Annotated in this window: 21 protein-coding genes; 7 read left to right on the forward strand and 14 right to left on the reverse strand. The window is 70.0% G+C overall.

The window, feature by feature from the left end:
• The coding region (locus tag GXW71_RS30680) for a TIM44-like domain-containing protein (RefSeq protein WP_211856730.1) at positions 1 to 757 on the forward strand (757 nt) is incomplete at its 5' end.
• A 168-nt stretch (positions 758 to 925) separates the two neighbouring features.
• Entirely contained in the window at positions 926 to 1,111 is a 186-nt protein-coding gene (locus GXW71_RS30685; protein WP_211856732.1) for a hypothetical protein, read from the forward strand.
• A gap of 25 nt (positions 1,112 to 1,136) precedes the next feature.
• On the opposite strand, the gene ccmB is transcribed toward GXW71_RS30685, so the two are convergent.
• Together ccmB and ccmA are read right to left on the reverse strand one after the other, a co-directional pair.
• Positions 1,137 to 1,814 (reverse strand): heme exporter protein CcmB, encoded by a 678-nt coding sequence (ccmB, locus tag GXW71_RS30690; protein ID WP_211856796.1) that lies wholly within the window; start codon positions 1,812 to 1,814, stop codon positions 1,137 to 1,139.
• Between the two features lie 95 nt (positions 1,815 to 1,909).
• On the reverse strand, positions 1,910 to 2,500 hold the full coding sequence (gene ccmA, locus GXW71_RS30695) for a heme ABC exporter ATP-binding protein CcmA (protein ID WP_211856734.1): 591 nt from the start codon (positions 2,498 to 2,500) through the stop codon (positions 1,910 to 1,912).
• Positions 2,501 to 2,637: 137 nt separating this feature from the next.
• Here ccmA and acnA point away from each other — a divergent pair, with 137 nt between their 5' ends.
• The 3 genes from acnA to GXW71_RS30710 all read left to right on the forward strand — a co-directional run bounded on the left by acnA (position 2,638) and on the right by GXW71_RS30710 (position 8,043).
• On the forward strand, positions 2,638 to 5,334 hold the full coding sequence (gene acnA, locus GXW71_RS30700; RefSeq protein WP_211856736.1) for an aconitate hydratase AcnA: 2,697 nt from the start codon (positions 2,638 to 2,640) through the stop codon (positions 5,332 to 5,334).
• Positions 5,335 to 5,468: 134 nt separating this feature from the next.
• Positions 5,469 to 6,476, forward strand: coding sequence for an amidohydrolase family protein (locus GXW71_RS30705; RefSeq protein ID WP_211856738.1), 1,008 nt, complete (start codon positions 5,469 to 5,471; stop codon positions 6,474 to 6,476).
• Positions 6,477 to 6,663: 187 nt separating this feature from the next.
• Positions 6,664 to 8,043: a flavin monoamine oxidase family protein gene (locus tag GXW71_RS30710; protein WP_211856740.1), complete on the forward strand. Its 1,380-nt coding sequence runs from the start codon at positions 6,664 to 6,666 to the stop codon at positions 8,041 to 8,043.
• Positions 8,044 to 8,066: 23 nt separating this feature from the next.
• Here the strand turns inward: GXW71_RS30710 and GXW71_RS30715 are convergent, their stop codons facing one another.
• The 6 genes from GXW71_RS30715 to GXW71_RS30740 all read right to left on the reverse strand — a co-directional run bounded on the left by GXW71_RS30715 (position 8,067) and on the right by GXW71_RS30740 (position 13,446).
• The gene (locus GXW71_RS30715; RefSeq protein ID WP_211856742.1) at positions 8,067 to 8,507 is read right to left on the reverse strand and encodes an OmpA family protein; all 441 of its coding nucleotides are present in this window, start codon (positions 8,505 to 8,507) and stop codon (positions 8,067 to 8,069) included.
• Positions 8,508 to 8,520: 13 nt separating this feature from the next.
• Positions 8,521 to 9,804, reverse strand: a complete 1,284-nt coding sequence (locus GXW71_RS30720; protein WP_211856751.1) for a diguanylate cyclase domain-containing protein — start codon at positions 9,802 to 9,804, stop codon at positions 8,521 to 8,523.
• Positions 9,801 to 10,382 carry a YfiR family protein gene (locus tag GXW71_RS30725; protein ID WP_211856753.1) on the reverse strand — a complete coding sequence of 194 codons (582 nt, stop codon included), beginning with the start codon at positions 10,380 to 10,382 and terminating at the stop codon, positions 9,801 to 9,803. Before GXW71_RS30725 ends, GXW71_RS30720 begins: the two co-directional genes overlap by 4 nt.
• Before the next feature lie 247 nt (positions 10,383 to 10,629).
• Positions 10,630 to 11,535 (reverse strand): EamA family transporter, encoded by a 906-nt coding sequence (locus GXW71_RS30730; RefSeq protein ID WP_211856755.1) that lies wholly within the window; start codon positions 11,533 to 11,535, stop codon positions 10,630 to 10,632.
• 88 nt (positions 11,536 to 11,623) lie between these two features.
• On the reverse strand, positions 11,624 to 12,610 hold the full coding sequence (locus tag GXW71_RS30735; RefSeq protein ID WP_211856762.1) for a Bug family tripartite tricarboxylate transporter substrate binding protein: 987 nt from the start codon (positions 12,608 to 12,610) through the stop codon (positions 11,624 to 11,626).
• Positions 12,611 to 12,660: 50 nt separating this feature from the next.
• Positions 12,661 to 13,446: a phosphodiesterase gene (locus tag GXW71_RS30740; RefSeq protein WP_211856764.1), complete on the reverse strand. Its 786-nt coding sequence runs from the start codon at positions 13,444 to 13,446 to the stop codon at positions 12,661 to 12,663.
• A gap of 179 nt (positions 13,447 to 13,625) precedes the next feature.
• Here GXW71_RS30740 and GXW71_RS30745 point away from each other — a divergent pair, with 179 nt between their 5' ends.
• Both GXW71_RS30745 and hemA read left to right on the forward strand, forming a co-directional pair.
• Positions 13,626 to 15,263, forward strand: a complete 1,638-nt coding sequence (locus tag GXW71_RS30745) for an ABC transporter substrate-binding protein (protein WP_211856765.1) — start codon at positions 13,626 to 13,628, stop codon at positions 15,261 to 15,263.
• A 383-nt stretch (positions 15,264 to 15,646) separates the two neighbouring features.
• Positions 15,647 to 16,870: a 5-aminolevulinate synthase gene (hemA, locus tag GXW71_RS30750; protein ID WP_211856767.1), complete on the forward strand. Its 1,224-nt coding sequence runs from the start codon at positions 15,647 to 15,649 to the stop codon at positions 16,868 to 16,870.
• A gap of 346 nt (positions 16,871 to 17,216) precedes the next feature.
• Here hemA and GXW71_RS30755 read toward each other — a convergent pair whose 3' ends face one another.
• The 6 genes from GXW71_RS30755 to GXW71_RS30780 form a co-directional block, all read right to left on the reverse strand.
• On the reverse strand, positions 17,217 to 17,612 hold the full coding sequence (locus GXW71_RS30755) for a hypothetical protein (RefSeq protein WP_211856775.1): 396 nt from the start codon (positions 17,610 to 17,612) through the stop codon (positions 17,217 to 17,219).
• 94 nt (positions 17,613 to 17,706) lie between these two features.
• Positions 17,707 to 19,101: an amidase family protein gene (locus GXW71_RS30760; RefSeq protein WP_211856777.1), complete on the reverse strand. Its 1,395-nt coding sequence runs from the start codon at positions 19,099 to 19,101 to the stop codon at positions 17,707 to 17,709.
• A 52-nt stretch (positions 19,102 to 19,153) separates the two neighbouring features.
• Positions 19,154 to 19,600 (reverse strand): GNAT family N-acetyltransferase, encoded by a 447-nt coding sequence (locus GXW71_RS30765; RefSeq protein ID WP_211856779.1) that lies wholly within the window; start codon positions 19,598 to 19,600, stop codon positions 19,154 to 19,156.
• A complete protein-coding gene (locus GXW71_RS30770; RefSeq protein ID WP_211856780.1) occupies positions 19,597 to 20,766 on the reverse strand; it encodes an acyl-CoA dehydrogenase family protein in 1,170 nt (389 codons plus the stop codon). The genes GXW71_RS30765 and GXW71_RS30770 overlap by 4 nt, the downstream gene beginning before the upstream one ends.
• A gap of 52 nt (positions 20,767 to 20,818) precedes the next feature.
• Entirely contained in the window at positions 20,819 to 21,586 is a 768-nt protein-coding gene (locus GXW71_RS30775) for an enoyl-CoA hydratase/isomerase family protein (protein WP_211856782.1), read from the reverse strand.
• Positions 21,583 to 22,656: an acyl-CoA dehydrogenase family protein gene (locus GXW71_RS30780; protein WP_367617403.1), complete on the reverse strand. Its 1,074-nt coding sequence runs from the start codon at positions 22,654 to 22,656 to the stop codon at positions 21,583 to 21,585. Before GXW71_RS30780 ends, GXW71_RS30775 begins: the two co-directional genes overlap by 4 nt.
• Between the last annotated feature and the right edge of the window lie 5 nt (positions 22,657 to 22,661).

Below are 22,661 nucleotides of genomic sequence, written 5' to 3' on the forward strand. Positions count from 1 at the left end.
CACCGCCGGCGCCGCGGCGGCCGGCGCGGCGCGGCCCGCCGGCTCGCGCGGGTTCATGGGCGGCATGATGGGCGGGCTGCTGGGCGCCGGCCTGATTGGCGCGCTGTTCGGCGCCGGCCTGTTCGGGGGCCTGGGCGGCTTCGCCTCCATCCTCGGCCTGCTGCTGCAGGTGGCGCTGGTGGTCGGCGTCGTGATGCTGGTGATGCGGCTGTTCCGCGGCCGTCGCCAGGGGCAGCCGGCCTATGCGGGTGCCGCACCCGGCCAAGCCAGCGCCAATGCCAACACCTTCGCGCGCAATGCCGCCTTCCCGATGGGCGGCGGTGCGGCAGCGGCGAAGCCCGCCACCCTGCCCTTCAACCCGACACCCGGCGATTTCCAGGCCTTCGAACAGGCGCTGATCGCGGTGAACGCGGCTTGGTCGGCGCGCGACGCGGCGGCGCTGCAGCGGCTGAGCACGCCGGAGATGGCCCGGCACTTCGCCGAGGACCATGCCGCGCTGCAGGCGCGCGGCTGGCAGAACGAGACCCGCGACGTGAAACTGGAGGCGGGCGACCTGTCCGAGGCCTGGCACGAGAACGGGCAGGACTACGCGACCGTCGCCATGCGCTTCTCCCTGGTCGACGTGACCCGGCGCGTCGCGGATGGCGCCGTGGTGGAAGGCGACCCGGCGCAGCGGATCACCGCGACCGAGCTCTGGACTTTCGTGCGGTCCGCGGGCGGGACCTGGCAGCTCGCGGCGATCCAGCAGACCAATTGATCGGCCGACGCGGGGTGTGGCCTCCACACCCCGCTCACGGTTTCATTCCTCGCTCACAGACTGGTGAGATCTCGTTGCGCCTCCGCGCGCCCAGATTGAGGCGGGATTGGGGCGAAGCGGTGGCATGACTGCCACATTTGGCCCAGTCCGGCATCCGGGAACTCGGCCATGTGGAGCATCCAAAGCCTTTCGGTGATCGCGGCGCTGGCGGCCATCTGCGCATTCGGCACGGCGCTGGGATCGCTGGCGCTCGGGCTGGGTCTCATCGCGATGCTGGCCGCCCCTGTCCTCGGCGTGCTGTCGCTGGCGAGCGGGCTGGGGGCCGCGATGCTGGCGCTGCGCGAAGCGCGGTAAGCTTGGAGGCCCTTCGGCCTGCCTCTCAATCCTCGCCGAGTGCTGCCCCGGCCGCGATCGGCGCCAGCGGCAGGGCGAGCGACAGCCCGGCGCCGAGCAGCAGCAGGAAGGGCGAGGGGGACAGTCCGGCCCCCGCCGCCTCGATCGCGGCGGCGCCGAAGATTACCGCCGGGATCGCCAGCGGCAGCACCAGCAGCGGCAACAGCAGCCCGCCGCGTCGGGCACCGAGCGTCAGCGCGGCGCCCGCGGTGCCGAGCAACGACAGGAAGGCGGTCGCCAGCGCCAGGGCGGCCAGCGCCGCACCCCAGGCAGTGACCGGCAGGTTCAGCATCGCGCAGGCGATGGGGGTCGCGGCGATCAGCGGCAGGCCGGTGGTGATCCAATGCGCCAACGCCTTGGCCAAGGCGATGCCGGCACGCGGCAGGCCCGAGAGCAGCAGCAGGTCGAGCGAGCCGTCTTCCGCATCCGCACCGAACAGCCGGTCGAGCGGCAGCAGCGCCGCCAGCAGCGCCGAGGCGAGCAGCGCGCCGGGTGCCAGCCGCGCCAGGATCTCCGGCGCGGGGCCGACGCCGAAGGGGAACAGCGCGGCGACCAGCACGAAGAACATCACGGCGGCCAGCGTCTCCGTCGGGTGACGCAGCGCGAGGCGCAGGTCGCGCGCCAGCAGCGCCAGGAAAGCGCGTGCAGGGCGCGGCCGATTCAGACCTCCAGTCTCCGCCTTCCGGTCATCGGACGCGCTCACGGCAGGGCGCGGCCGATTCAGACCTCCAGGCTCCGCCTTCCGGTCATCGGACGCGCTCACAACCGCAGCTCCCGCGCGGCATCGAGCGGCAGCGGCAGATGCGTCGCCGCGATCACCATCCCGCCGGCGGCGCGATGCGCCGCGAACAACGCACCGAGCCGCTCGACCGACGCGGCGTCGAGCCCGGTGGTCGGCTCATCCAGCAGCCAGAGCGGCACGGCGCCCGGCCCGTCGAGCGCCAGACGCGCCAGCGCCAGCCGCCGCTTCTGCCCCGATGAGAGGGCCCGCGCCGGCAGCAGCGCGAGCGGCGTCAGGTCCATCGCCGCCAGCGCAGCCGCGACGCGCACCGCGGGCACGCCGGCAAGGCGCGCCGCGAAGCCCAGGTTCTCTGCCGCGGTGAAGGCCGGCTTCAGCGCATCGGCATGGCCGAGGTAACGCAGCGGCACATCGCCATCGGCCGCGCCGTTCCACAGCACCCGCCCTTCCGCGGGGCGAAGCAGGCCTGCCAGCAGCCGCAGCAGGGTCGATTTGCCGGCGCCATTCGCCCCGGTCAGCAGCAGCGCCTCCCCTGGCGCCAGCGCGAAGGACAGCCCCGCGAAGACCACGCGCTCACCGCGCAGGCAGGCCAGGTTCTCCGCGTGCAGCATCAGCTAGTTGCGAACCCTTCTCATCTAGGCTTGACAAATCCGCGGGCCATGGACCGGTGCAGTCCAGCGTGGTTAAAACCGGCGACTCCGCGACGCAGCATAGGCGATGCGGACCGAGGAAGAAGGGCCCCCGGACCATGCGCATGATCGGGCAGGACAGCCTGAAAACCCGTCGCACGCTCGTCGTCGACGGCAAGACCTACAATTATTTCAGCCTGCCCGAAGCGGCCAAGAGCATCGGCGATCTCAGCCGCCTGCCCTACAGCCTGAAGGTGCTGCTCGAGAACGTGCTGCGCTTCGAGGATGGCCGCAGCTACACGGTGAACGACGCGAAGGCGATTGCCGAATGGGTGCAGAAGGGGCATTCCGAGAAGGAAGTCCCCTTCCGCCCGGCGCGCATCCTGCTGCAGGACTTCACCGGCGTTCCGGCGGTGGTCGACCTGGCCGCCATGCGCGACGCGCTGCTCAACCTCGGCGGTGATCCGCGCAAGGTGAACCCGCTGGTGCCGGTCGACCTCGTCATCGACCACTCGGTCATGGTCGATGTCTCGGGCACGCCGCAGGCGCTGCAGCAGAACGTCGACATTGAGTTCGAGCGCAACGGCGAGCGCTACGAGTTCCTGCGCTGGGGCCAGTCCGCCTTCAACAACTTCCGCGTCGTGCCGCCGGGCACCGGCATCTGCCACCAGGTGAACCTGGAATATCTGGCGCAGGGCGTCTGGACCTCGACCGATGCCGGCGACGTCTACGCCTTCCCGGATAGCTGCTACGGCACCGACAGCCACACGACGATGGTGAACGGCCTCGGCGTGCTCGGCTGGGGCGTCGGCGGCATCGAGGCGGAGGCCGCGATGCTCGGCCAGCCGATCGCGATGCTGATCCCTGATGTCATCGGCTTCCGTCTGCACGGCAAGCTGCCGGAAGGCGTGACCGCGACCGACCTGGTGCTGACCGTCACCCAGATGCTGCGCAAGAAGGGCGTGGTCGGCAAGTTCGTCGAGTTCTATGGCCCCGGCCTGAACGAGCTGCCGCTCGCGGACCGCGCCACCATCGGCAACATGGCGCCCGAATACGGCGCGACCTGCGGCTTCTTCCCGGTCGACGAGGTGACGCTGGAATACATGCGCCTCTCCGGCCGCGAGGAGCACCGCATCAACCTGGTGCGCGACTACCTGAAGGCGCAGGGGATGTTCCGCGAGGCGGACAGCCCGGATCCGGTGTTCAGCGACACGCTGGAACTCGACCTCGCGACGGTCGTGCCGTCGCTCGCCGGGCCGAAGCGGCCGCAGGACCGGGTGGCGCTGTCCGATACGGCACCTGCTTTCGGCCGCGACCTCGCCGCCGGCATCATGGGCGTGCCCGGCGACAAGGCCGATCTCCGCGTCCCCGTCGAAGGGGCGGATTACGACCTCGGCCATGGCGATGTGGTGATCGCGGCGATCACCTCCTGCACCAACACCTCGAACCCCTATGTGCTGGTGGCCGCCGGCCTCGTCGCCCGCAAGGCGGTGGCGAAGGGTCTGACGGCCAAGCCCTGGGTGAAGACCTCGCTCGCGCCCGGGTCGCAGGTGGTGACCGAGTATCTGAACAAGTCCGGCCTGTCGAAGGACCTCGACGCGCTCGGCTTCCAGACCGTCGGCTATGGCTGCACCACCTGCATCGGCAATTCCGGCCCGCTCGCCGAGCCGATCGTGGATGCGGTCGAGAACAACAAGCTGGTCGTTGCCTCGGTGCTCTCGGGCAACCGCAACTTCGAAGGCCGCGTGCATGCCAATGTGCGCGCCAACTACCTGGCCTCGCCGCCGCTGGTGGTCGCCTATGCCTTGGCCGGCACCATCAAGAAGGACCTGACGAAGGAGCCGATCGGCACCGGCAGCGACGGCCAGCCCGTGTTCCTCAAGGACATCTGGCCGACGCAGAAGGAAGTCTCCGACACGGTGCACGCCGTCGTCACGCGCAAGATGTTCCAGGAGCGCTACGGCGACGTGTTCAAGGGCCCCGCCCAGTGGCAGGCGATCCGCGTCGACGCGGAGAGCGACACCTACCGCTGGAACTCGGGTTCCACCTATGTGCAGAACCCGCCCTATTTCGAGGGCATGAAGGCCGAACCCACGCCGATCGCCGACGTGAAGGGCGCCCGCGTCCTGGCGCTGCTCGCGGACAGCATCACCACCGACCACATCTCGCCGGCCGGCAACATCAAGAAGTCCTCGCCCGCCGGCGAGTACCTGGTTGAGCATCAGGTGCGGCAGGCGGACTTCAACAGCTACGGCGCCCGCCGCGGCAACCACCAGGTCATGATGCGCGGCACCTTCGCCAATATCCGCATCAAGAACGAGATGGTGCCGGGGACCGAGGGCGGCGTCTCCAAGCATTACCCCTCGGGCGATGTCGCGCCGATCTATGACGTGGCGATGCGCTACAAGCGCGAGGGCGTGCCGCTGGTGGTGCTGGGCGGCAAGGAATACGGCACCGGCTCCTCCCGCGACTGGGCGGCGAAGGGCACCTTCCTGCTCGGCGCCAAGGCGGTGATCGCAGAGAGCTTCGAGCGCATCCATCGCTCGAACCTGGTCGGCATGGGCGTGCTGCCGCTGGTCTTCAAGGATGGCGAGGACCGCAAGAGCCTCGGCCTGACCGGCGAGGAGACGCTCGACATCGAGGGCCTGGAGAATCTGCGTCCGCGCATGATGCTGGACCTGACGATCCACCGGCCGGACGGCACCACGACCAAGACCCAGGTGCTGTGCCGCGTCGATACTGCCGACGAGGTCGAGTACTACAAGAACGGCGGCATCCTGCACTACGTGCTGCGGGGCATGGCGAAGGCCGCCTGAACCGGCGCCATCGCGACTGAACGAGGGCGCGGCGCCGCAGGTGCCGCGCCCTTTTCGTTGCCCAGGTTACAATGCCGACCAGCCGGTCTAGCCTCCCCTCGCCCGGCGCAGACCGGACGAGGGAGAGACGCACCATGACCGATCAGGCCTATGGCCGACGCGCGGCGCTGGCTGCCGCAGCGGCGCTCGCTGCCGCCGCACGCCCCGCCAGCGCCCAGCAGCGCGCCGCCGCACCGCCCCCGCCGGCCACCCACAATGTACGGTATTCCACGGGCACCGCGGCCGCCCGCACGCCGGCGCCGCCCGATGCGACGGACTGCCATTTCCACATCTACGATGCGCGCTTCCCGGCCGCCGCCGGCGCCTCGCTGCTGCCGCCTGACGCCTCGGTCGAGGACTACCGCGCGCTGCAGCGGCGGATCGGCACCACGCGCGGCGTGCTGGTCCAGCCCTCCACCTACGGCACCGACAACCGGCTGCATCTCGAATCCATGCGCGCGCTGGGGCGCGACCGCTTCCGCATGGTCGCGGTGGTGAACGACCGCATCACCGATGCGGAGCTGCGCCAGCTCCATGCCCAGGGCGTGCGCGGCATCCGCTTCAACCTGATCCAGGCCGGCGCCACCACGATCGAGATGCTGGAGCCGCTGTCGCGCCGCATCGCGCCGCTCGGCTGGCACTGCCAGATCCACATGACCGGCACCCAGATCGGCGAGGCCAATGACCTGCTGTCGCGCCTGCCGAGCCGCATCGTCTTCGACCACCGCGCGCGGCTGCCGGCCGCACAGGGTCTCAACAGCCCGGGCTTCACCACGGTGCTGCGCCTGCTGGGACAGGGCAAGACCTGGGTGAAGCTGTCCGGCCTCTACATGGACACCCAGGCCGGACCGCCCGGCTATGCCGACAGCGTGGCGATCGCGAAGGCCTTCTTCGCCGCCAATCCGCAGCGCATGGTCTGGGGCAGCGACTGGCCGCATCCGACCCAGGCGCTCAACGACAAGCCCGACGACGCGCAGCTCTTCGACCTGCTGGCCGAATGCGTGCCGGATGCGGCGGCGCGGCGGCGGGTCCTGGTGGACAACCCGGCCGAGCTCTACGACTTCCCGCGCGCCCGCACCGCGCAGCGACGCACCAACGGCTGACACAACCCGAAGGCGGTGTGCGCCCGGGCACTTTTCGTTAGGCATCCAGTACGGATAGGCTGGGCATAATCGAGCCCGGGGGCCCTTGATGTCGCGCACACCGCTTTTTGCCATGCTTCGCCGTGCGGCGGGCATCGCGGCGGCCGCGCGCGCATCCGGGGCGCCACCCATCGACGAACTCGCCGCCATGCCCCTTCGCCGCCGTGCGCTGCTTGCCGGCGCGGCTCTGGCGCCACTGCCGCTGCGCGCGCAACCGCTGCCGGCGGCCCGTATCGCGGTGGTGGGCACCGGCCTCGCGGGGCTGGTCGCCGCGCATCGCCTGGTCGAGGCCGGCGCGCGCGACGTGACGCTCTACGAGGCGAACCGGCGGAGCGGCGGACGCGTGCTGTCCGGACGCGGGGTGGTCGGCGAAGGCACGCTGGTCGAGCTCGGCGGCAGCTTCATCAACACGGACCACGCCGAGATGCTGGCGCTCGCCCGCGAATTCGGCCTGACCCTGGAGGATGGCACGGCGGATCCTGCGACCGCGCACATCCACATCGCGGGCGGCACGCGCGGCATCGCCGAGATCGCGGCCGAAGCCGCATCGCTGGTCACGCGGCTGGCCGCGCTGCGCGCTGGTGGCGAGGCCGTGAAGGTCGCCGAAGACAGGCGCTCCGCCGCGGCGCTGCTGGATGCGCTCGGCGTCTCCGGCTGGCTGCGCAGCCTGCTCGATATCGGATTGGCGCAGGAGATGGGGCAGGATCCCGGAGCGATGTCGGCGCTCTATCTCATCGAGTATTTCGCGCCCGACCCGGCGCAGCCCCGGCGGGGCCTCTTCTCCTCGGACCAACGTTACCAGATCGCGGGCGGCAATGACCGGCTGACGGCGGCACTCGCGGCGCGGCTCGGCGCGCGCATCCGGCATGGCATGCGGCTCGACAGCCTGCGGCCGCGCGGGCGCGCCTATGCGCTCGGCTTCGGCGGGCGCGAGGTGGTGGCGGATGCGGTGGTGGTGACCTTGCCCGCGACCATGCTGCGCCAGGTGGCGATCGGGGTGCCGCTGCCGCCGCTGACCCGGCGGGCGATCCGGGAGCTCGGCTATGGCAGGAATGCCAAGCTCTTCGCCGGTCTCTCGGCGCGGCCCTGGCGGGCCCAGGGGATGTCGGGGGAGACGATCAACGATCTCGGCTACCAGGCCTCCTGGGAGGATCATGGCCAGCCCGGCAGCGGGCCCGGCACGCTGACCATCTTCGCCGGCGGCGCCACCGGCCGCGACTTCGGCGCCGGCGCCGCGGCCGGCCGCGTGCGCGCTGCGACCACCGCCATGGAGCCGGTGCTGCCGGGCATCGCGGCCGCTTTCGACGGCCGCGCCAGCCGCATGCACTGGCCCGGCAACCCCTATGTCGGCGGGTCGTATTCCTGCTTCGCGCCGGGCCAATATGCCGGCTTCGCCGGCGCCTGGGCGTCGGTGGGGCGCCTGGTCTTCGCCGGCGAGCACACCAGCGAAGCGCATTCCGGCTACATGAACGGCGGCGCCGAGAGCGGGCGCGTCGCCGCCGAGCAGGTCATCGCGCTGCTGCGCTGAAGACTGGCCGCAGCGCAGGCGCCCTATCCGTCGTTGGAAACGATGATGGCAACGCGGCGGTTCTCGTTCGACCGCACGCCCGGCAACGGTGCCCGGCTGCCGAGGCCGTGCGCCACGATATCCTGCTCCCGAAAGCCGACGCCGATCAGAATATCGGCGACGACCTGTGCCCGGCGCTGGGAGAGTTGGTCATTGTAGGCGGCATCGCCATAAGCATCCGTGTGCCCCTCCACGCGCATCCGGTAGATGCCGACCCCGCGCAGGGCACGGCCCAAGCGTTCCACGGTCTGACGCGCGCCAGGGGTCAGTTCGGCGCGGGTGCTGGCGAACAGGATGCGCTCGCTCAGACCCAGGCTCCAGTCATCGCCGATCCGCTCGAACCCTTCCTCCCGCAGCAACGCGATCTGCTCCGCGGTGAGGCCGCGGCCTTGGCAGGCAGCGAGCAGCGCCAGCGCCGGGACCATCAGTATCGCCCGCCTAGCTGTCCTGGACACCCGTCTCCCCCCTGACATCGCCATCCTCTCCCTGGGCATCGGCTGTCCGCCAGCCACCCCGTTGCGAACGCTTCGCGCGGTACATCGCCGCATCCGCCAGGTGGATCAATATGTTCGCGTCGTCCGCATGGTCGGGGAACACGGCGATCCCGGCGCTGAGCGATACGGTGGTGGTGCCGCCCGACGGCAGCAGGATCGGCTTGGCCATGCTGGCGATGATGCTGTCGGCGATCCGCATGGCGTCGTCCGCCCGGCGCAGCGGCGTCAGCAGGATGACGAACTCGTCACCACCGAAGCGGGTGACCAGGTCGCCGGCGCGAAGCTTCGCGCGGAGTTCGGTTGCGATGGCGACCAGCACGGCATCCCCCGCGGCATGCCCGAGGCGGTCGTTCACCTCCTTGAAGTTGTCGCAGTCGAGGAAGAGCACCGCGACGCGATGGCCGTCCACCTGCGCATCCTGGATCGCGCGCGTGAGCTGGCGGGCGAAGAGGATACGGTTCGGCAAGCCGGTGAGGCTGTCGTGGGAGGCCTGGTGGACGAGCGAGGCGTTCTCCCGCCGGAGATGCTTCTCCCACACCTCCAGCTCGTCGAGCAGGGCGTTGAAGTCGTCCCCGAGCTGATCGATCTCCACGATCGGCGCCGGCGGAACCCGCTGGTTGAATGTGCGATCCCGGCGCACCGCATGCGCCAGGCCGGCCAGCGCCTCCAGCGGCCTGACGATAGTGCGCTGCATGCGGCGCGACAGGTGGAGCGCACCGGCTGCGCTGATCGCCATGCAGACGAAAAGCCCGCCGAGGCCGGTCGCCAGGAAGCGCAGCGTCGTGCCGGCATGGCCACGGACCACGATATCGGCGATCGGCGCGCCCTCATGGATGATGGGCAGTGCCACCATCGGTGGGTCCAGCAGCGCGGCCAGCGGCCGTTCCAGCCAGGTCAGCAGGCCGCCGGAGGCAGGCCGCACCCAATCCGCCAGGACCTGCCCGTCGCGCAGCACGACCCGCGCTTCGGCAACCTCTTCCTCCGCAGCGATCAGCGCGACCGCCTCCTCGGCGGCCGCCGTATCGCGGAACACCGCCGAGGCTTCGACGGTGTAGCGCATGGAACGCGCGATCAGCGCGACGTTCTGCTCGGCATTGAGCCGGAGTGCGAGAAGACCGGCGACGGTCAGCGTGATGCCGACGGTCGCGACCGCGAGGAGGACGATGCCGAGATGGGCTCGCCAGAGCACGGCATGCAGGGTGGGCAGCCGAGGGGGACGTCCGGTCATGGCGACACCGACCGGCGCTGTCCCAGGCGCAGCACATTCGGATGAATGCGCAGCCCGCTGCGGGCGATCTGATCGAGATTGACCTGGAACGAGACCTGCGCCTCCTCGACGCGCAGACAGAACATGCTGCCGACCGAGCAGGACGGGTCGTCTTCGCTGATGCTCAGGATCGGGAGCCCGGCAAGGCGCGCGAAGATCCTTCGATGATCCACCGTGCTGGTCCTGCCGACATAGACCACGTGGCATGTGGTCAGGGCCTCGCTCTCGATCGCGATGCGCTGGGCCCTGATTGGTCGGTTGGCGCTCTGTAGCGTCCCCGTGAGCAGGCCATTCGCATAGGCCGCGTCAGCCAGCACGCAGAACCGGAGCTCGGGTGGATCATTCGGCCAGCGTGCATAGCTCAGGATGCCGAGCACTACCTGCGTGACCGCCGCGGAGGTGCGGGTGAGCGGCTCCGCTCCCGAAGCCCGCGGCGCCGGGGCGGTGCAGAGCACGCAGGCCAGGGCGACGCCGAAAGCGCAGCCGCGAGCCAGGAGCCAGGACGGGATGCCGGCGAAAGACAGAGTGATCCTGATCACAGACCCCCGCGCCGCTCCATGCCTTCCGAAAGCCCCCGCAGCCCGCCGAGGCGCGGAGTGAGATGATGAGACAGGATGCATTATCTTCAGGCATTTCGATAGACCAAGAACCGATCAATCCGGAAGCCTTGAATATCAACCGATGACGAAAGCAACATCGAGTCTGGAAAAGTTTACTTTTGTCGGCACAAGTTCCTTTTTTGCGCTGCGCATGACGTGCGGGTTTCACGCACTCCTTTCGGCTGCATCAGCGCCCGGCCAGGACCAGTACCACCCCGGCGACAACGACCAGCGCGCCGATGACATCGGATCGCTTCGGGCTCTCGCGCAGATAGAAGCGGCTGAAGATCAGGGTGAAGATGATCTCCACCTGCCCGACGGCGCGCACCAGCGCGACCGGCGCGAGCGCGAAGCCGGTGAACCAGCAGGCCGAGCCGCAGGCCGAGAGCGCGCCGACCCAGGCGCTGCTGCGCCAGGTGGTGAAGACGGCGCGGAATTGATCCGGCTCCCGCAGCAGCAGGTAGCTGCCCTGCATCACCGTCTGCATGGCGTTGACGACGACGAGGGTCTCGATGGCACGCAGCACCAGGTCCGGCCCGTCGAGCGCCTGGTTGGCCGCCTTGATCGCGACCGAGGTCAGCGCGAAGCAGAAGCCGGCGGCGAGGCCAGTGAGTGCCGCCGGCTGGGTGGTCGCGCGCAGCATCTCTCCCGGGCTACTCACCCGCCCGGCCAGCGAGAGGTAGAGCGTGCCGCCGACACAGATGGCGATGCCGAACCAGGAGAGTGGGGAGAGCAACTCCCCCAGCAGCAGCAGCGCCAGCACGGCGCCCTGCACGGCCTCGGTCTTCGCATAGGCGGTGCCGACCGCGAAGCCGCGGAAGCCGAAGGCCATGATGAGCAGGTTGGTGCCGAGGATCTGCAGCAGCCCGCCCGCCGCCGCGAAGAGCAGGAAGCGCGGATTGGGCGCCGAGAGCGCGCCGCCGAACAGCGCGAGATAGGTGCCGAGGATCACGAATCCCATCGGCACGCCATAGAGGTAGCGCACCACGCCGGCGCCGTTGATCGAGAGCTGCCCGCGCAGGCGCTGTTGCAGCGCGGTGCGCCAAGTCTGCAGCAGCGCGGCCATCAGCGTCGCGCCGAGCCAGAGAGACATCGGGAGAAGGATCCAGTGAGAAGCGGCGTTACAGGCTGAAGAAGCCGGGCAGGCGCGTCAACCGCCGCCCCCTGCTCCCGACAGGCTCTCAGTTCGCGTCGAGCTGCAGGCCTTCCCGCGTGATGACGCTGCGCCATTTCTCGATCTCGGCGCGGACGAATTCCGCGAAGGCCGCGGGCGTGCCGTAGAGCGAGATCCCGCCGATCTGCTCGATGCGGCGCTTCATCTCCGGCGTCGCGTCCATCGCGCGCATCGCCTCGTTCAAGGCCTGCACCGCGCCCGCTGGTGCGCCGGCCGCGTAGAACATGCCGAACCAGGTACTGACGTCGAACTGGGCCAGCTCCGGCATGGTCTCACGCGCAGCGGGCACGTCGGGCAATTGCGCGTTGCGCTCGGCGGTGCTGACGGCGAGCGCCCGCACCGATCCGGCGCGCACCTGCTGGATGCCCGAGGTGAGATTGTCCCACATGTACTGGATGTTGCCCGCGACCAGCTCGACCATCGCCGGCCCGGCACCGCGATAGGGGACATGGATGGAATCCGTGCCCACCGCCTGGTTGAACCAGACGCCAGTGAGATGCGGGCTTTGCCCGACACCGGGCGAGCCGTAGCTGATGCGGCCCGGATTGCGCTTCAGATGCGCGACCAGCTCCGGCAGGGTATTGGCCGGCACCGAGGGATGAACCACCAGCACGTTCGGCCCGCGCACCACGCCCGCGACCGGCAGCATCTGCTCCGCGCGGTAGGGCATGTTGCGGTAGAGCGAATAGGCGATCGACTGCGGACCAATATTGCCGGACAGGACGGTATGGCCATCGGCCGGCGCCCGCAGCAATTCCTGCGTGCCGATCAAACCGCCGGCGCCGGAGCGGTTCTCGACCACCACGCTGGCCCCGTTCCAGTGCTGCTGGAGGAATGCGGCCAGGACGCGCGCGACCATGTCGGCAGTGCCACCGGGCGCGGCGGGAACGATGATGCGCATCGGCTGGGTCGGCCGCCAGGCCGGCTGTCCCAGCGCGACGGCCGGCGCGGCAAGGACGGGCAGCGCCAGGGCGGCGCGGCGCGTGACGGGCATGGTGGTTTCCTCCGCAATCCTTGGCGCGGAGCATGCCGCGCGCGGAGGCTTCACGCCAGCAGGGGAACGCGTTCGGTGTGGATGATGATGCCGTCGGCATCCACGCGCACATAGCCGTAGTCGGCCGGCGCCTGCGGCTCGACCAAAGGCGCACCGCCCTGCATCCGCACCTCGAAGGCGGTGCCGCGCAGCGACGAGATCGGGATGCCGTGCCAGTTACCGGCGATCGGGCGGTGCAGATGGCCGTGGAAGATATGGCGGATGCGCGCCGCATGCGGCGCCAGCACGGCCCAGAGCGCCTGCGGGTCCCTGAGCGCGATGACATCCATGCCCGGGATGCCCACCGGCATGGGCGGGTGGTGGAGGAACAGCAGCACCGGCCCATCATCCTCGGCGAGGCGATCGGCCAACCAGCCGAGACGCTGGGCGCAGAGCGTGCCGTGCGGCGCACCTTGTTCCAGCGTGTCGAGCAGGATGCAGCGGCCGGCCGGCGTGGCGAAGGCGTGCTGGACGAAGCCTGCCGGGTCGCGCGGGGCCAGCGGAAAGGCATCCGCGAAGGCGATGCGGTTGTCGTGATTGCCCATCATCAGATGGGCGGGACAGGGCAGGCCCGAGAGCAAGGTGGCAAGGCGGGCATAGGCGGCGGGTTCGCCGTCGCGGGTCAGGTCGCCGGTGATGACGGCGAAGGCGACCGGCATGTCGCCGCCAGGTGCGTGGCGCGCGGCGATGGCGGCGATGGCGGCTTCCAGCCGGGCATTGGTGTCCTGGCCGATCAGCGTCTCCCCCGGCGGCACAGCATGCGGATCCGTGAGGTGAAGGAAGGCAAAGGGTTGCATGGCTCCAGCCTAGAGCGGATCGATAGCCGGGCGCGACCTGTTTGAGATTGGTCCAGCGAAAGCGACGCGGCGCCCGCAATGACACGGAAGCGTCACCCCCATGACATCCCGACAGACCCGGCCCACCGCTAGGACGCCGGCCGCTTCGCCCGTCGAAGCCAATGCCGGAGCGCCGCGCCATGCCCGAAAACCGCAATCTTCCCCTCAGCCGCCGTGCCGCTGCGGGGCTCGCCCTCGCGAGCTTCGCGCTGCCACGCTTCGCCATCGCCCAGGCGGACCAACGCCCCACGATCACCGTCGCGGTGCAGGCGATCAGCACCTCCAACACGCTGGAGCCGCTGCGCGAGCAATCCAACGTCATGACCCGCGTCGTCTCCAGCTTCCTGGAGCCGCTGATCGACCTCGACTGGCTCGGCGATCTCAGCGCCCGGCCGACCCTGGCCAAGTCCTGGCGGCGGATCGACGATCGCACGCTGGAACTGACCTTGCGGGACGGCGTGCGCTTCCATGATGGCAGCCTGCTGACCGCCGAGGACGTCGCCTTCTCCTTCGGTCCGGAGCACATGTGGGGCAGCGGCGGCGGCGCCACGCCGGGCCCCGGCGGCATGTTCACCTCGATGACCGCCGGCACCGGCACCAAGGAGCCGCCAGCCGAGGTCGTCGCCATCGCCCGCCTCGCCTTCCCCGGCTTCGATCGCATGGAGGTGGTGGATATCAGCACCGTCCGCCTGGTCAATCGCACGCCGGATGTGACGCTCGAGGGGCGGCTGGCGCGCCCTGCCGCCTCCGTCATCTCCCGCCGCGCCTTCGAAGCGGCGTCGGACTGGCTGAGCTGGGCGCGGCAGCCGGTCGGCACCGGGCCCTATCGCGTCGCGGAGTACCGCGCCGATTCGCATCTGCTGCTGGAGGCGCATGACGCGCACTGGGCTGGCCGGCCGCCGCTCCGTGCCATCCGCTTCGTGCAGGTGCCGGAGGTGGCGGCGCGGGTCGCCGGCCTGCGCACCGGCGAATACGACTTCGCCTGTGACCTGCCGCCCGATCAGATCACGGTGGTCAATGCCAGCCCGCGGCATCATGTCGCGAGCCGCGCCATCGCCAATCACCGCGTCACCGCCTTCGACAAGACGCATCCGACGCTGCGCGATCCGCGCATCCGGCGGGCGCTCACCCATGCGATCGACCGGCAGGCGATCGTCGACGGGCTCTGGTCGGGGACCAGCGGCGTGCCTAAGGGCATGCAGTTCGATTTCTTCGGGCCGATGCTGGTGCCCGACTGGGATGCGCCGCGCTTCGATCTGGCGGAGGCGCGGCGGTTGCTCCGCGAAGCGGGTTACGCCGGCGCGCCGATCCCCTATCGCTTGCTCAACAACTACTACACCAACCAGACCGCGACCGCGCAGGTGCTGGTGGAAGGCTGGCGGCAGGCCGGGCTCAATGTCCGCATCGAGATGAAGGAGAACTGGTCGCAGATCCTGCTGGCCGATGGCGGACGCGGGCTGCGCGACAACTCCAACACCGCCTTCTTCAACGATCCGGTCGGCGCCATGGCCGCCTTCGGCCCGAGCGGCCAGCAATGGGCCAGCGGCGAATGGCGCAACGACGAAGCAGCCGCGGCGCTGGAGGCGTTGCAGTCCTCGACCGATACCGATCGCCGCCGCGCCGCGCTGCGCCGCATGCTGGAGATCTGCGAGCGCGAAGACCCGGCCTATACCGTGCTGCATCAGACGGTGAACCTGACCGGCAAGCGCCGCGATATCGGCTGGCGCGCCTCCGGCTCCTTCGCGATGGATTTCACTGCCCGCAACTGGAGCGTCTGAGTCCATTTTCCGACCTCAGGCGCCGGCGCCGGCATCCGCCGGCTTGGCTTTCGCGCTGTCGGGTGTGCACTGGCGACAGCGGTTGGTCGCGCGCGGGGCCGCCTTCGCGGCCCCGGGGCATCGCTGCGCTCGCCCCGCAGAAACCAACGGCGGCCTACGGGCGTGAGGCCTGAAATCCTCCGAAGCCTTGGCGAAGGAGGATGCGGCCGCGTGGCCCTCGCCCTCCGAAGCCTCGGCGAAGGAGGAAGATGCGAACGGCTCGCAGTACCGGCAGTGACCCGCGGCACAGCCGGCGCCTGGGACAAAATGTCCTGCTTGACGGCATGGCTGCCCTGACGCTCTTTCATTCGCATTCTGGGGCCAGCCGATAGAAGGGTCCGTCTATGGACACCCGCGCCACCCTGCTGCGCCACGCGCGCGACACCCTCGCCACCCTCCGCCTGGAGGGGCGCTACCGGGAATTCGCCCGCCTCGAGAAGCGGGCGGAAACCTTCCCCCGCTATCGCCTGCACGAAGCCGATGGCGACGTGCGGGAGGTGACGGTCTGGTCGTCGAACGACTATCTCGGCATGGGCGTGCATCCCGTTGTGCTGCAGGCGGCCGAGGCCGCGATCCGGGAGCATGGCGCCGGCGCCGGCGGCACCCGCAACATCTCTGGCACCTCCCCCTTGCACGCGGCGCTGGAGGCGGAGCTCGCTTCCCTTCACGGCAAGGACGCGGCGCTGCTGTTCACCTCGGGCTATGTCGCGAATCAGGCCGGGCTTTCGGTGGTGCTGGCGGCGCTGCCGGACTTCCAGGTCTTCTCCGACGCCAAGAACCACGCCTCGATGATCGCGGGCATGCGGGGCGCGCCGGCGGCGCGGCACATCTTCCGGCACAACGACCTGGCGCATCTCGAGGCGCTGCTCAGCGCCGCGCCGCCGGAGGCGCCGAAGCTGATCGCCTTCGAGAGCGTCTATTCGATGGATGGTGACATCGCCGATATCGGTGCGATCTGCGACCTCGCTGACCGCTACGGCGCCATGACCTATCTGGACGAGGTGCATGCGGTCGGCCTCTACGGCGCCGAGGGCGGCGGCATCGCCGAGCGCGACGGTGTCGCGCACCGGGTCGATGTCATCGAGGGCACGCTGGCTAAGGGCTTCGGCGTGCACGGGGGCTACATCGCCGGCGATGCAACCCTGGTCGATTTCATCCGCAGCGTGGCAAGCGGACTGATCTTCACCACGGCGCTGCCGCCGGTGATCGCAGCGGCGACGCTGGCCTCGATCCGGCATCTCCGGCGCGACGGCACGCGCCGGGCAGCGCTGGCGGAACGGGCCGTGGCGCTGAAGGCGGCGCTCGACCGCGCCGGACTGCCGCGCATGCCGAGCGAGAGCCATATCGTGCCGCTCTGGATCGGTGATGCGGCGCTGTGCCGGCAGGTGGCGCGGCAACTGCTGACCGAGCACGCGATCTACGCGACGCCGATCAATTACCCCACCGTGCCGCGCGGCGCGGAGCGGCTCCGCCTCTGCGCCACGCCGCTGCACACCGACGCGATGATCGCGGAACTGGTCACTGCCCTGAGGGCCGTGCTGCCGGAACGCAAGGAACACGCGGCTTAATTTTTGTGCCCTCAAACGCCGGGCGGGCGGCATCCGCCGCCCTTGGCTTTCGCGCTGTCGGGGTGCACCGGCGGCTGCGGTCGGTCGCGCGCGGGGCCGCATTCGCGGCCCCGGTCTGCATCGGCTGCCGCCTCGCAGCCCGCTGGAACAGGTGGCGTCCTGCGGCCGCGAGTTGAGGACTAACCCCGCGGCCGCAGGCCGCAAATGGTTTCTGCGGCGGCGAGGCGAAGTCGATGCCCCGACGCCGCGAATGCGGCCCGCGCGCGACCATCAGCCGCGCCGAGTGCGGCCTGACAGCGCGAAAGCCAAGCCGGCGGATGCCGGCGCCGGCGCTTGAGGACAATGATTACTGCGCGATCAACCCGCCGCCGGTGATGGTGATGCGGCTCGCGGCGCAGATGTTCACGCGATAGAGGTCGCGCCGGGCGCCGTTCATGAAGACGGCGCGGAAATCATAGTTGCCCGGGTTGTTCGCGACAAAGCTCATGGCCTGGCCCGGCTGCAGCACGTTCTGGCCGAGCTGATCCACACCGAAGCTGCTGAGCGAGGAGTGGCTGAAGTAGAATTCCCGTACCGTCCCACCGGACTGGTTCACCACCTGGAAGCGCGTGTCGCAGCCTGCCTGCGGCACGATCTGCTGCGGAACGACCACCTGCTGCGGGGGCATGACGCAGCCCGCGAGCGCGCCGGCGCTGGTGACGGCGAGGGCGGCGAACAGGCTGCGGCGGTTCAGGCGGCTCATGTGGCGATCCTTCATTCCCCGGCGCCACGGCGTCATGCTGGCAGCGCGTCTGATAAGGATATCGTAACGTTCTGCCTTGGCCAGGGCAATGCCGTCAGCGCGGATCGACCGGCGCGACCGATGCGCCGGCAGCCTCGATCACGGCGCCGGCATCGAGCAGCAGGTCCTCCCGGTAGCGCGCCGCCAGCAACTGCACGCCGACCGGCACTGTGCCGACCAGGCCGGTCGCGACCGTGAGGCCCGGCAGGCCCATTAGCGGCAGACCGACCTGGGTGAGCTGCGCCTCGATGATGCGGCGGAAGGCTTCGGGGCTTTCGACATCCTCCTGATCGCGGAAGGGCAGCTCGCCGGAGACCGGGGTGATGGCGATCGGGAAGCGCTCGAAGAATTCCATCCATTGCCGCACGAAGCCGCTCCGCACCTGCAGCGCGTCCATCAGGGCATCGAGGTCGGGCATCGGGCAGAGTGCTTCCATCTGCGCGAAGACGAAGCTGGCATCCGGATCATCTTCCTCCCGCAGCGCCCGGTTCAGGCCGCGGCGCGACTCCGCCAGCCAGAGCATGGCCTGGAGCTCGGCGGGGCGGCGGAGCGGCGGCGTGTCGACCTCCTCGATTGTCCAACCGGCCTTCTCCAACCGACTTGCGGCGTCGCGCAGCGCGTCCTGCACGGCGGGCTGCACGGCCATGCCGTCTGGCGCCAGGCAGAGCGCGGCGCGCTTCGGCGCGGGGGGGCCGGCATGCGGGACATCGACCCACCAGGGGTCACGGATGTCGCGTGCGCGCATCGCATCATAGGCCAGTGCCACGTCGCCGATGGTCCGCGCGATCGGGCCGGAGACGGCCATGAGCTGCCCGCCGATATGGCGATCCGCCCCGGAGGGGTTCCAAGCAGGAATGCGGCCGAGCGTCGGGCGCAGCCCGTGCACACCGCAGGCATAGGCGGGGTAACGGATGGAGCCGCCGATATCGGTGCCGTGCCCGATCGCGCCGATGCCGGCCGCGACCGCCGCCGCCGCGCCACCCGACGAGCCGCCCGGCGTGATCGAAGCGTCGTGCGGGTTCTTGGTGTGGCCATGCAGGGAATTGCGGGTGAACCAGCGGAGCGAGAAGGCCGGTGTATTGGTGCGCCCGAGCAGCACCGCGCCCGCGCGGCGCAGATTGGCGACGACCGGGTTGTCCTGCTGCGCGACCAGGCCTTGCTGCAGGCGCAGCCCGTTGGTGGTGGCGAAGCCTGCCTGATCGACATTGACCTTGATGGTGACCGGCACGCCGGCCATCGGCCCGGCATCCTCGCCGCTGGCGATGACGGCATCGATGCGGGCGGCCTGTTCCAGCACCGCCGCCGGCCGGTGGTCGACGACCGCGTTGATCGCGGGATTCGTGGCATCCAGGCGGGCCAGCGCGTCGCGCGCGACTTCGGTCGCGGAGGCCTTCCGTGTCCGCACCAGGGCGGCGATCTCGGTCGCGGGCAGGCGCCAGAATGCGGTCATGGGACGGGTCCTTGCGATGCGGACGCCATGCTTCCGCGCGCGCGGCCCGCGGTCAACCAGCCAGCGGCTTCTCCATGAAGACGCGCTCGAAGCCCTTCTCCGTCGCGCGATGCGTTTCGTGGAAACCGAGATGCGCGTAGAGGGTGTGGTTCTCGGTCATCAGCACATGGGTGTAGAGGCGGAGCCGCTTCAGCCCGGCGGCCCGCGCTTCCGCTTCGGCCTGCGCGACCAGCCGCCGGCCGAAGCCGCGGCCGCGCGCGCGATCGGCGAGCGCCACATTGTCGAGCAGCAACGCATCCGCCTCCGGGATCAGCACCAGGATGCCGGCGACGCCCGCCTCATCCTCCAGCACCCGCACATGCCCCGCGGCGATGAGGGCGCCGTAGTCATCCCCCATCGGCCCGGGCTCGCGGCCCATGCGCGCGACGTAGGGCGCATAGGCGGCGCGCACCACCGCCTCGACGGCTGTACGATCACCGGGCCGCGCGGTGCGGATCACCCCGGCAGTTCCAGCACGTTCTTCGCGATGATGTTGCGCTGGATCTCGTTGGTGCCGCCATAGATCGAGGTCGGCCGGGCCTGGATGTACTGGCCGGTCGGGTTGAGGTTCAGGTTGCCCCCGATCGGCTCCAGCAGCCCGGCATTCTCGCCCGCGATCTCCAGCATCGTGTCGGTGATGCGCTGGAACAGCTCGCTCTGGAAGACCTTCAGCATGGAGACATCCGGCCCGAGCGAGCGGCCCTGCTTCAACACCTCCACGAAGCGCCCATAGAGCGCCTTGAGGTCGTCGAGGTCGAGGCGGAGCTGCGCGTAGCGGTCGCGGAAGGCGGGCTCCTCCGCGACGCCCATGGTCTCCGCGAGCTGCTTCAGGCGCGCCAGCGCATAGGCGGACTGGCGCGGGGAGCCCAGGAAGATCCGCTCGAAGGAAAGCAGCGCCTTGGCCATGTCCCAGCCCTTGTTCGGCTGGCCGACCAGGTTCTCCCTGGGCACGCGGACATTGTCGAAGAAGGTCTCGCAGAACTCGTCATGCATCTCGAGGTTGATGATCGGCTTCACGGTGATGCCGGGCGTTTTCATGTCCACCAACAGGAAGCTGATCCCCTCCTGCTTCTTCGCCTGCTTGTCGGTGCGGACGAGGAGAAAAATCCAGTTCGCGTCGGAGGCGAGCGTGGTCCAGGTCTTCTGGCCATTGACCACATAGTGGTCGCCATCCAGCACCGCCTCGGTCCGGAGGGAGGCGAGGTCGGAGCCGCTGTTCGGCTCCGAATAGCCCTGGCACCAGATGTGCTCGCCGGTCAGGATCTTCGGCAGGAAGCGCTGCTTCTGCGCCTCGGTGCCGTATTTGATCACCAGGGGCCCCAGCATGATGATGCCGTGGTCGTTGGTGCGCGCGACGCCGTGGCGCTCATACTCCTCGGTCAGGATGATGAGCTTGCCGGGCGAGAGGCCGAGCCCGCCATATTCCTGCGGCCAGCCCGGGCAGAGCCAGCCCTTCTCCGCGAGCTTGTGGTACCAGACCTTGTTCTCGGACCAGTGCAGGCGCTTCGGCGGGTTGCGCAGCTCCGGCGGGTAGTTCTCCGCCAGGAAGCGGCGCACGACCGCGCGGAAGCTCTCGTCGTCGAGGCCGTTGAGGTCCTGCGGACGGGGAATGGTGACGGCGTTCATCGCATCAGAGCCTGTCTCGGAAGGGGAGGTGCTGAGCTGGCGAGGCATTCTCTCAACCTCCCTTGAACTCAGGCGTGCGCTTGTTGAGGAAGGCGTCGCGCCCTTCCGCGAAATCGGCGGTGGTGAAGAGCAGGCCCTGATAGGTCTTCTCCTGCTCCAGCGCCTCATCGAGGCCTTCGGCCAGCATCTGCTTGGTGAGGCGGATCGGGCCGGGCGCTTCCTTCGCCAGGAAATGCGCCTTCTCGAGCGCGGCGGCCAACGCCCCATCCTTCGGTGCCAGGAAGTCGACCAGGCCGATGCGCTCGGCCTCCGGCGCCGCGATCTGCTCGTGGTAGAACAGGATGCGGCGGGCGCGGCCGACGCTGACGCGGCGCGGCAGGAAGAAGGGCAGGCCGAGATCGGACATCAGCCCGATCTTGTGGAAGCCCGCCATGAAGCGCGCATCCTCGGCGGCGACAATGGTGTCGCAGGCGCAAGCGAGCGACATGCCGGCGCCGACGCACCAGCCCTCGACCGCGGCCACGATCGGCAGCCCGCCCTTGGCCATCAGGCGCAGAAAACGGTGGGTGCGGCGCATCCGCTCCCGCCCGTCCATCGCGCTCTTCACATCCATGCCGGAGATGTCGCCGCCGGAGCAAAAGACACCGCCGGCGCCGGTCAGCACCACGGCACGCACGCCGCTATCGGCATGCGCGCGCTCCAGCGCATCCTCGAGTGCCAGGCGAAGCGGCATGGCGAGCGCATTGCGCCGCGCCGGATAGTCCATGGTGAGGACCAGGACAGCGCCGTCGCGCGCTTCCTGCAGACGGGGCTCACTCATTCCTCATCCTCCGGCGCGGTCTCCAGGAAGCGGCGGCGGTGCAGCGCGGCGGAGCCATACTGGTTCGCCAGCACCATCGCCTTCCGCAAATAGAGGCCCGCATCATATTCGTCGGTGTAGCCGATGCCGCCATGCAGCTGGATGCATTCGCGGGTCACGCGCAGCGAGGCTTCCGCGGCCCGCGCCTTGGCCCGCGACACGACGGCGCGCGCCGCATCGCCGGTCGCACCAGCATCGAACGCCGCGGCCGCGCCCTCCACGCCCGCGCGCGTCAGGCTGAGCTGGATCTTCAGGTCGGCGGCGCGGTGCTGCAGCGACTGGAAGGTCCCGATGATGCGGCCGAATTGCTGGCGCGTGCGGAGATACTGCAGGGTCAGCGCGAAGGCCGCTTCCATGGTGCCGAGCAGATAGGCGGCCGTCGCCAGCGCGGCCTCGTCCAGCACGCGGCCGATGACGCCGCCGACATCGTCGGCGATCCGCGTCGCACGCGACAGGTCGGGGCGCAGCGTGCCATAGGTGCCACCATCCTGGGTGCGCTCGATCGTGAGATCGGCGCCCGCCGCCGGCAGCAGGTGCAGCGCCATGCGCGTGCCTTCCCGGAGCGGCAGCAGGAACTGCGTGGCGCCGCCGGCCATCGGGACGAAGATGCGCTTCGCATCCGGCGTGCCGGGTGTCACGAGGCTGTCCGCGCGTTCCTGCCAGGCGGTCAGAGTCAGGGCTTCGCCGGCGAGCAGCGGCGTCAGTGCCGCCTGATCATCGGCATAGCCGAGCAGCGCCGCCGAGAGTGCCGCCGGGATCAACGGCTCCGGCGCCAGGCCGGCGCCGAGCTCCTCGGCCAGCGCGCACATCTCGCCCATGCCGAGGCCGGCGCCGCCGGCCGCTTCGGGCAGGCGGAGCCCGATCCAGCCCATCTCGCCCATCTGGCGCAGCACCGCCGGGTCGTAGCCCGGATCGGTGAAGCGCAGCGCGCGCACGCGCTTGCTGTCGCCGCCGCGCGGCGCCACCGCCGCCGCGCTGTCGCGGATCATGCGGATCGATTCCGCGCGGTCGTCCTCTGCCGCTTCGCTCACGTCTC

The organism is Plastoroseomonas hellenica (genome assembly GCF_018129085.1).
Taxonomy (GTDB): Bacteria; Pseudomonadota; Alphaproteobacteria; order Acetobacterales; family Acetobacteraceae; genus Plastoroseomonas; species Plastoroseomonas hellenica.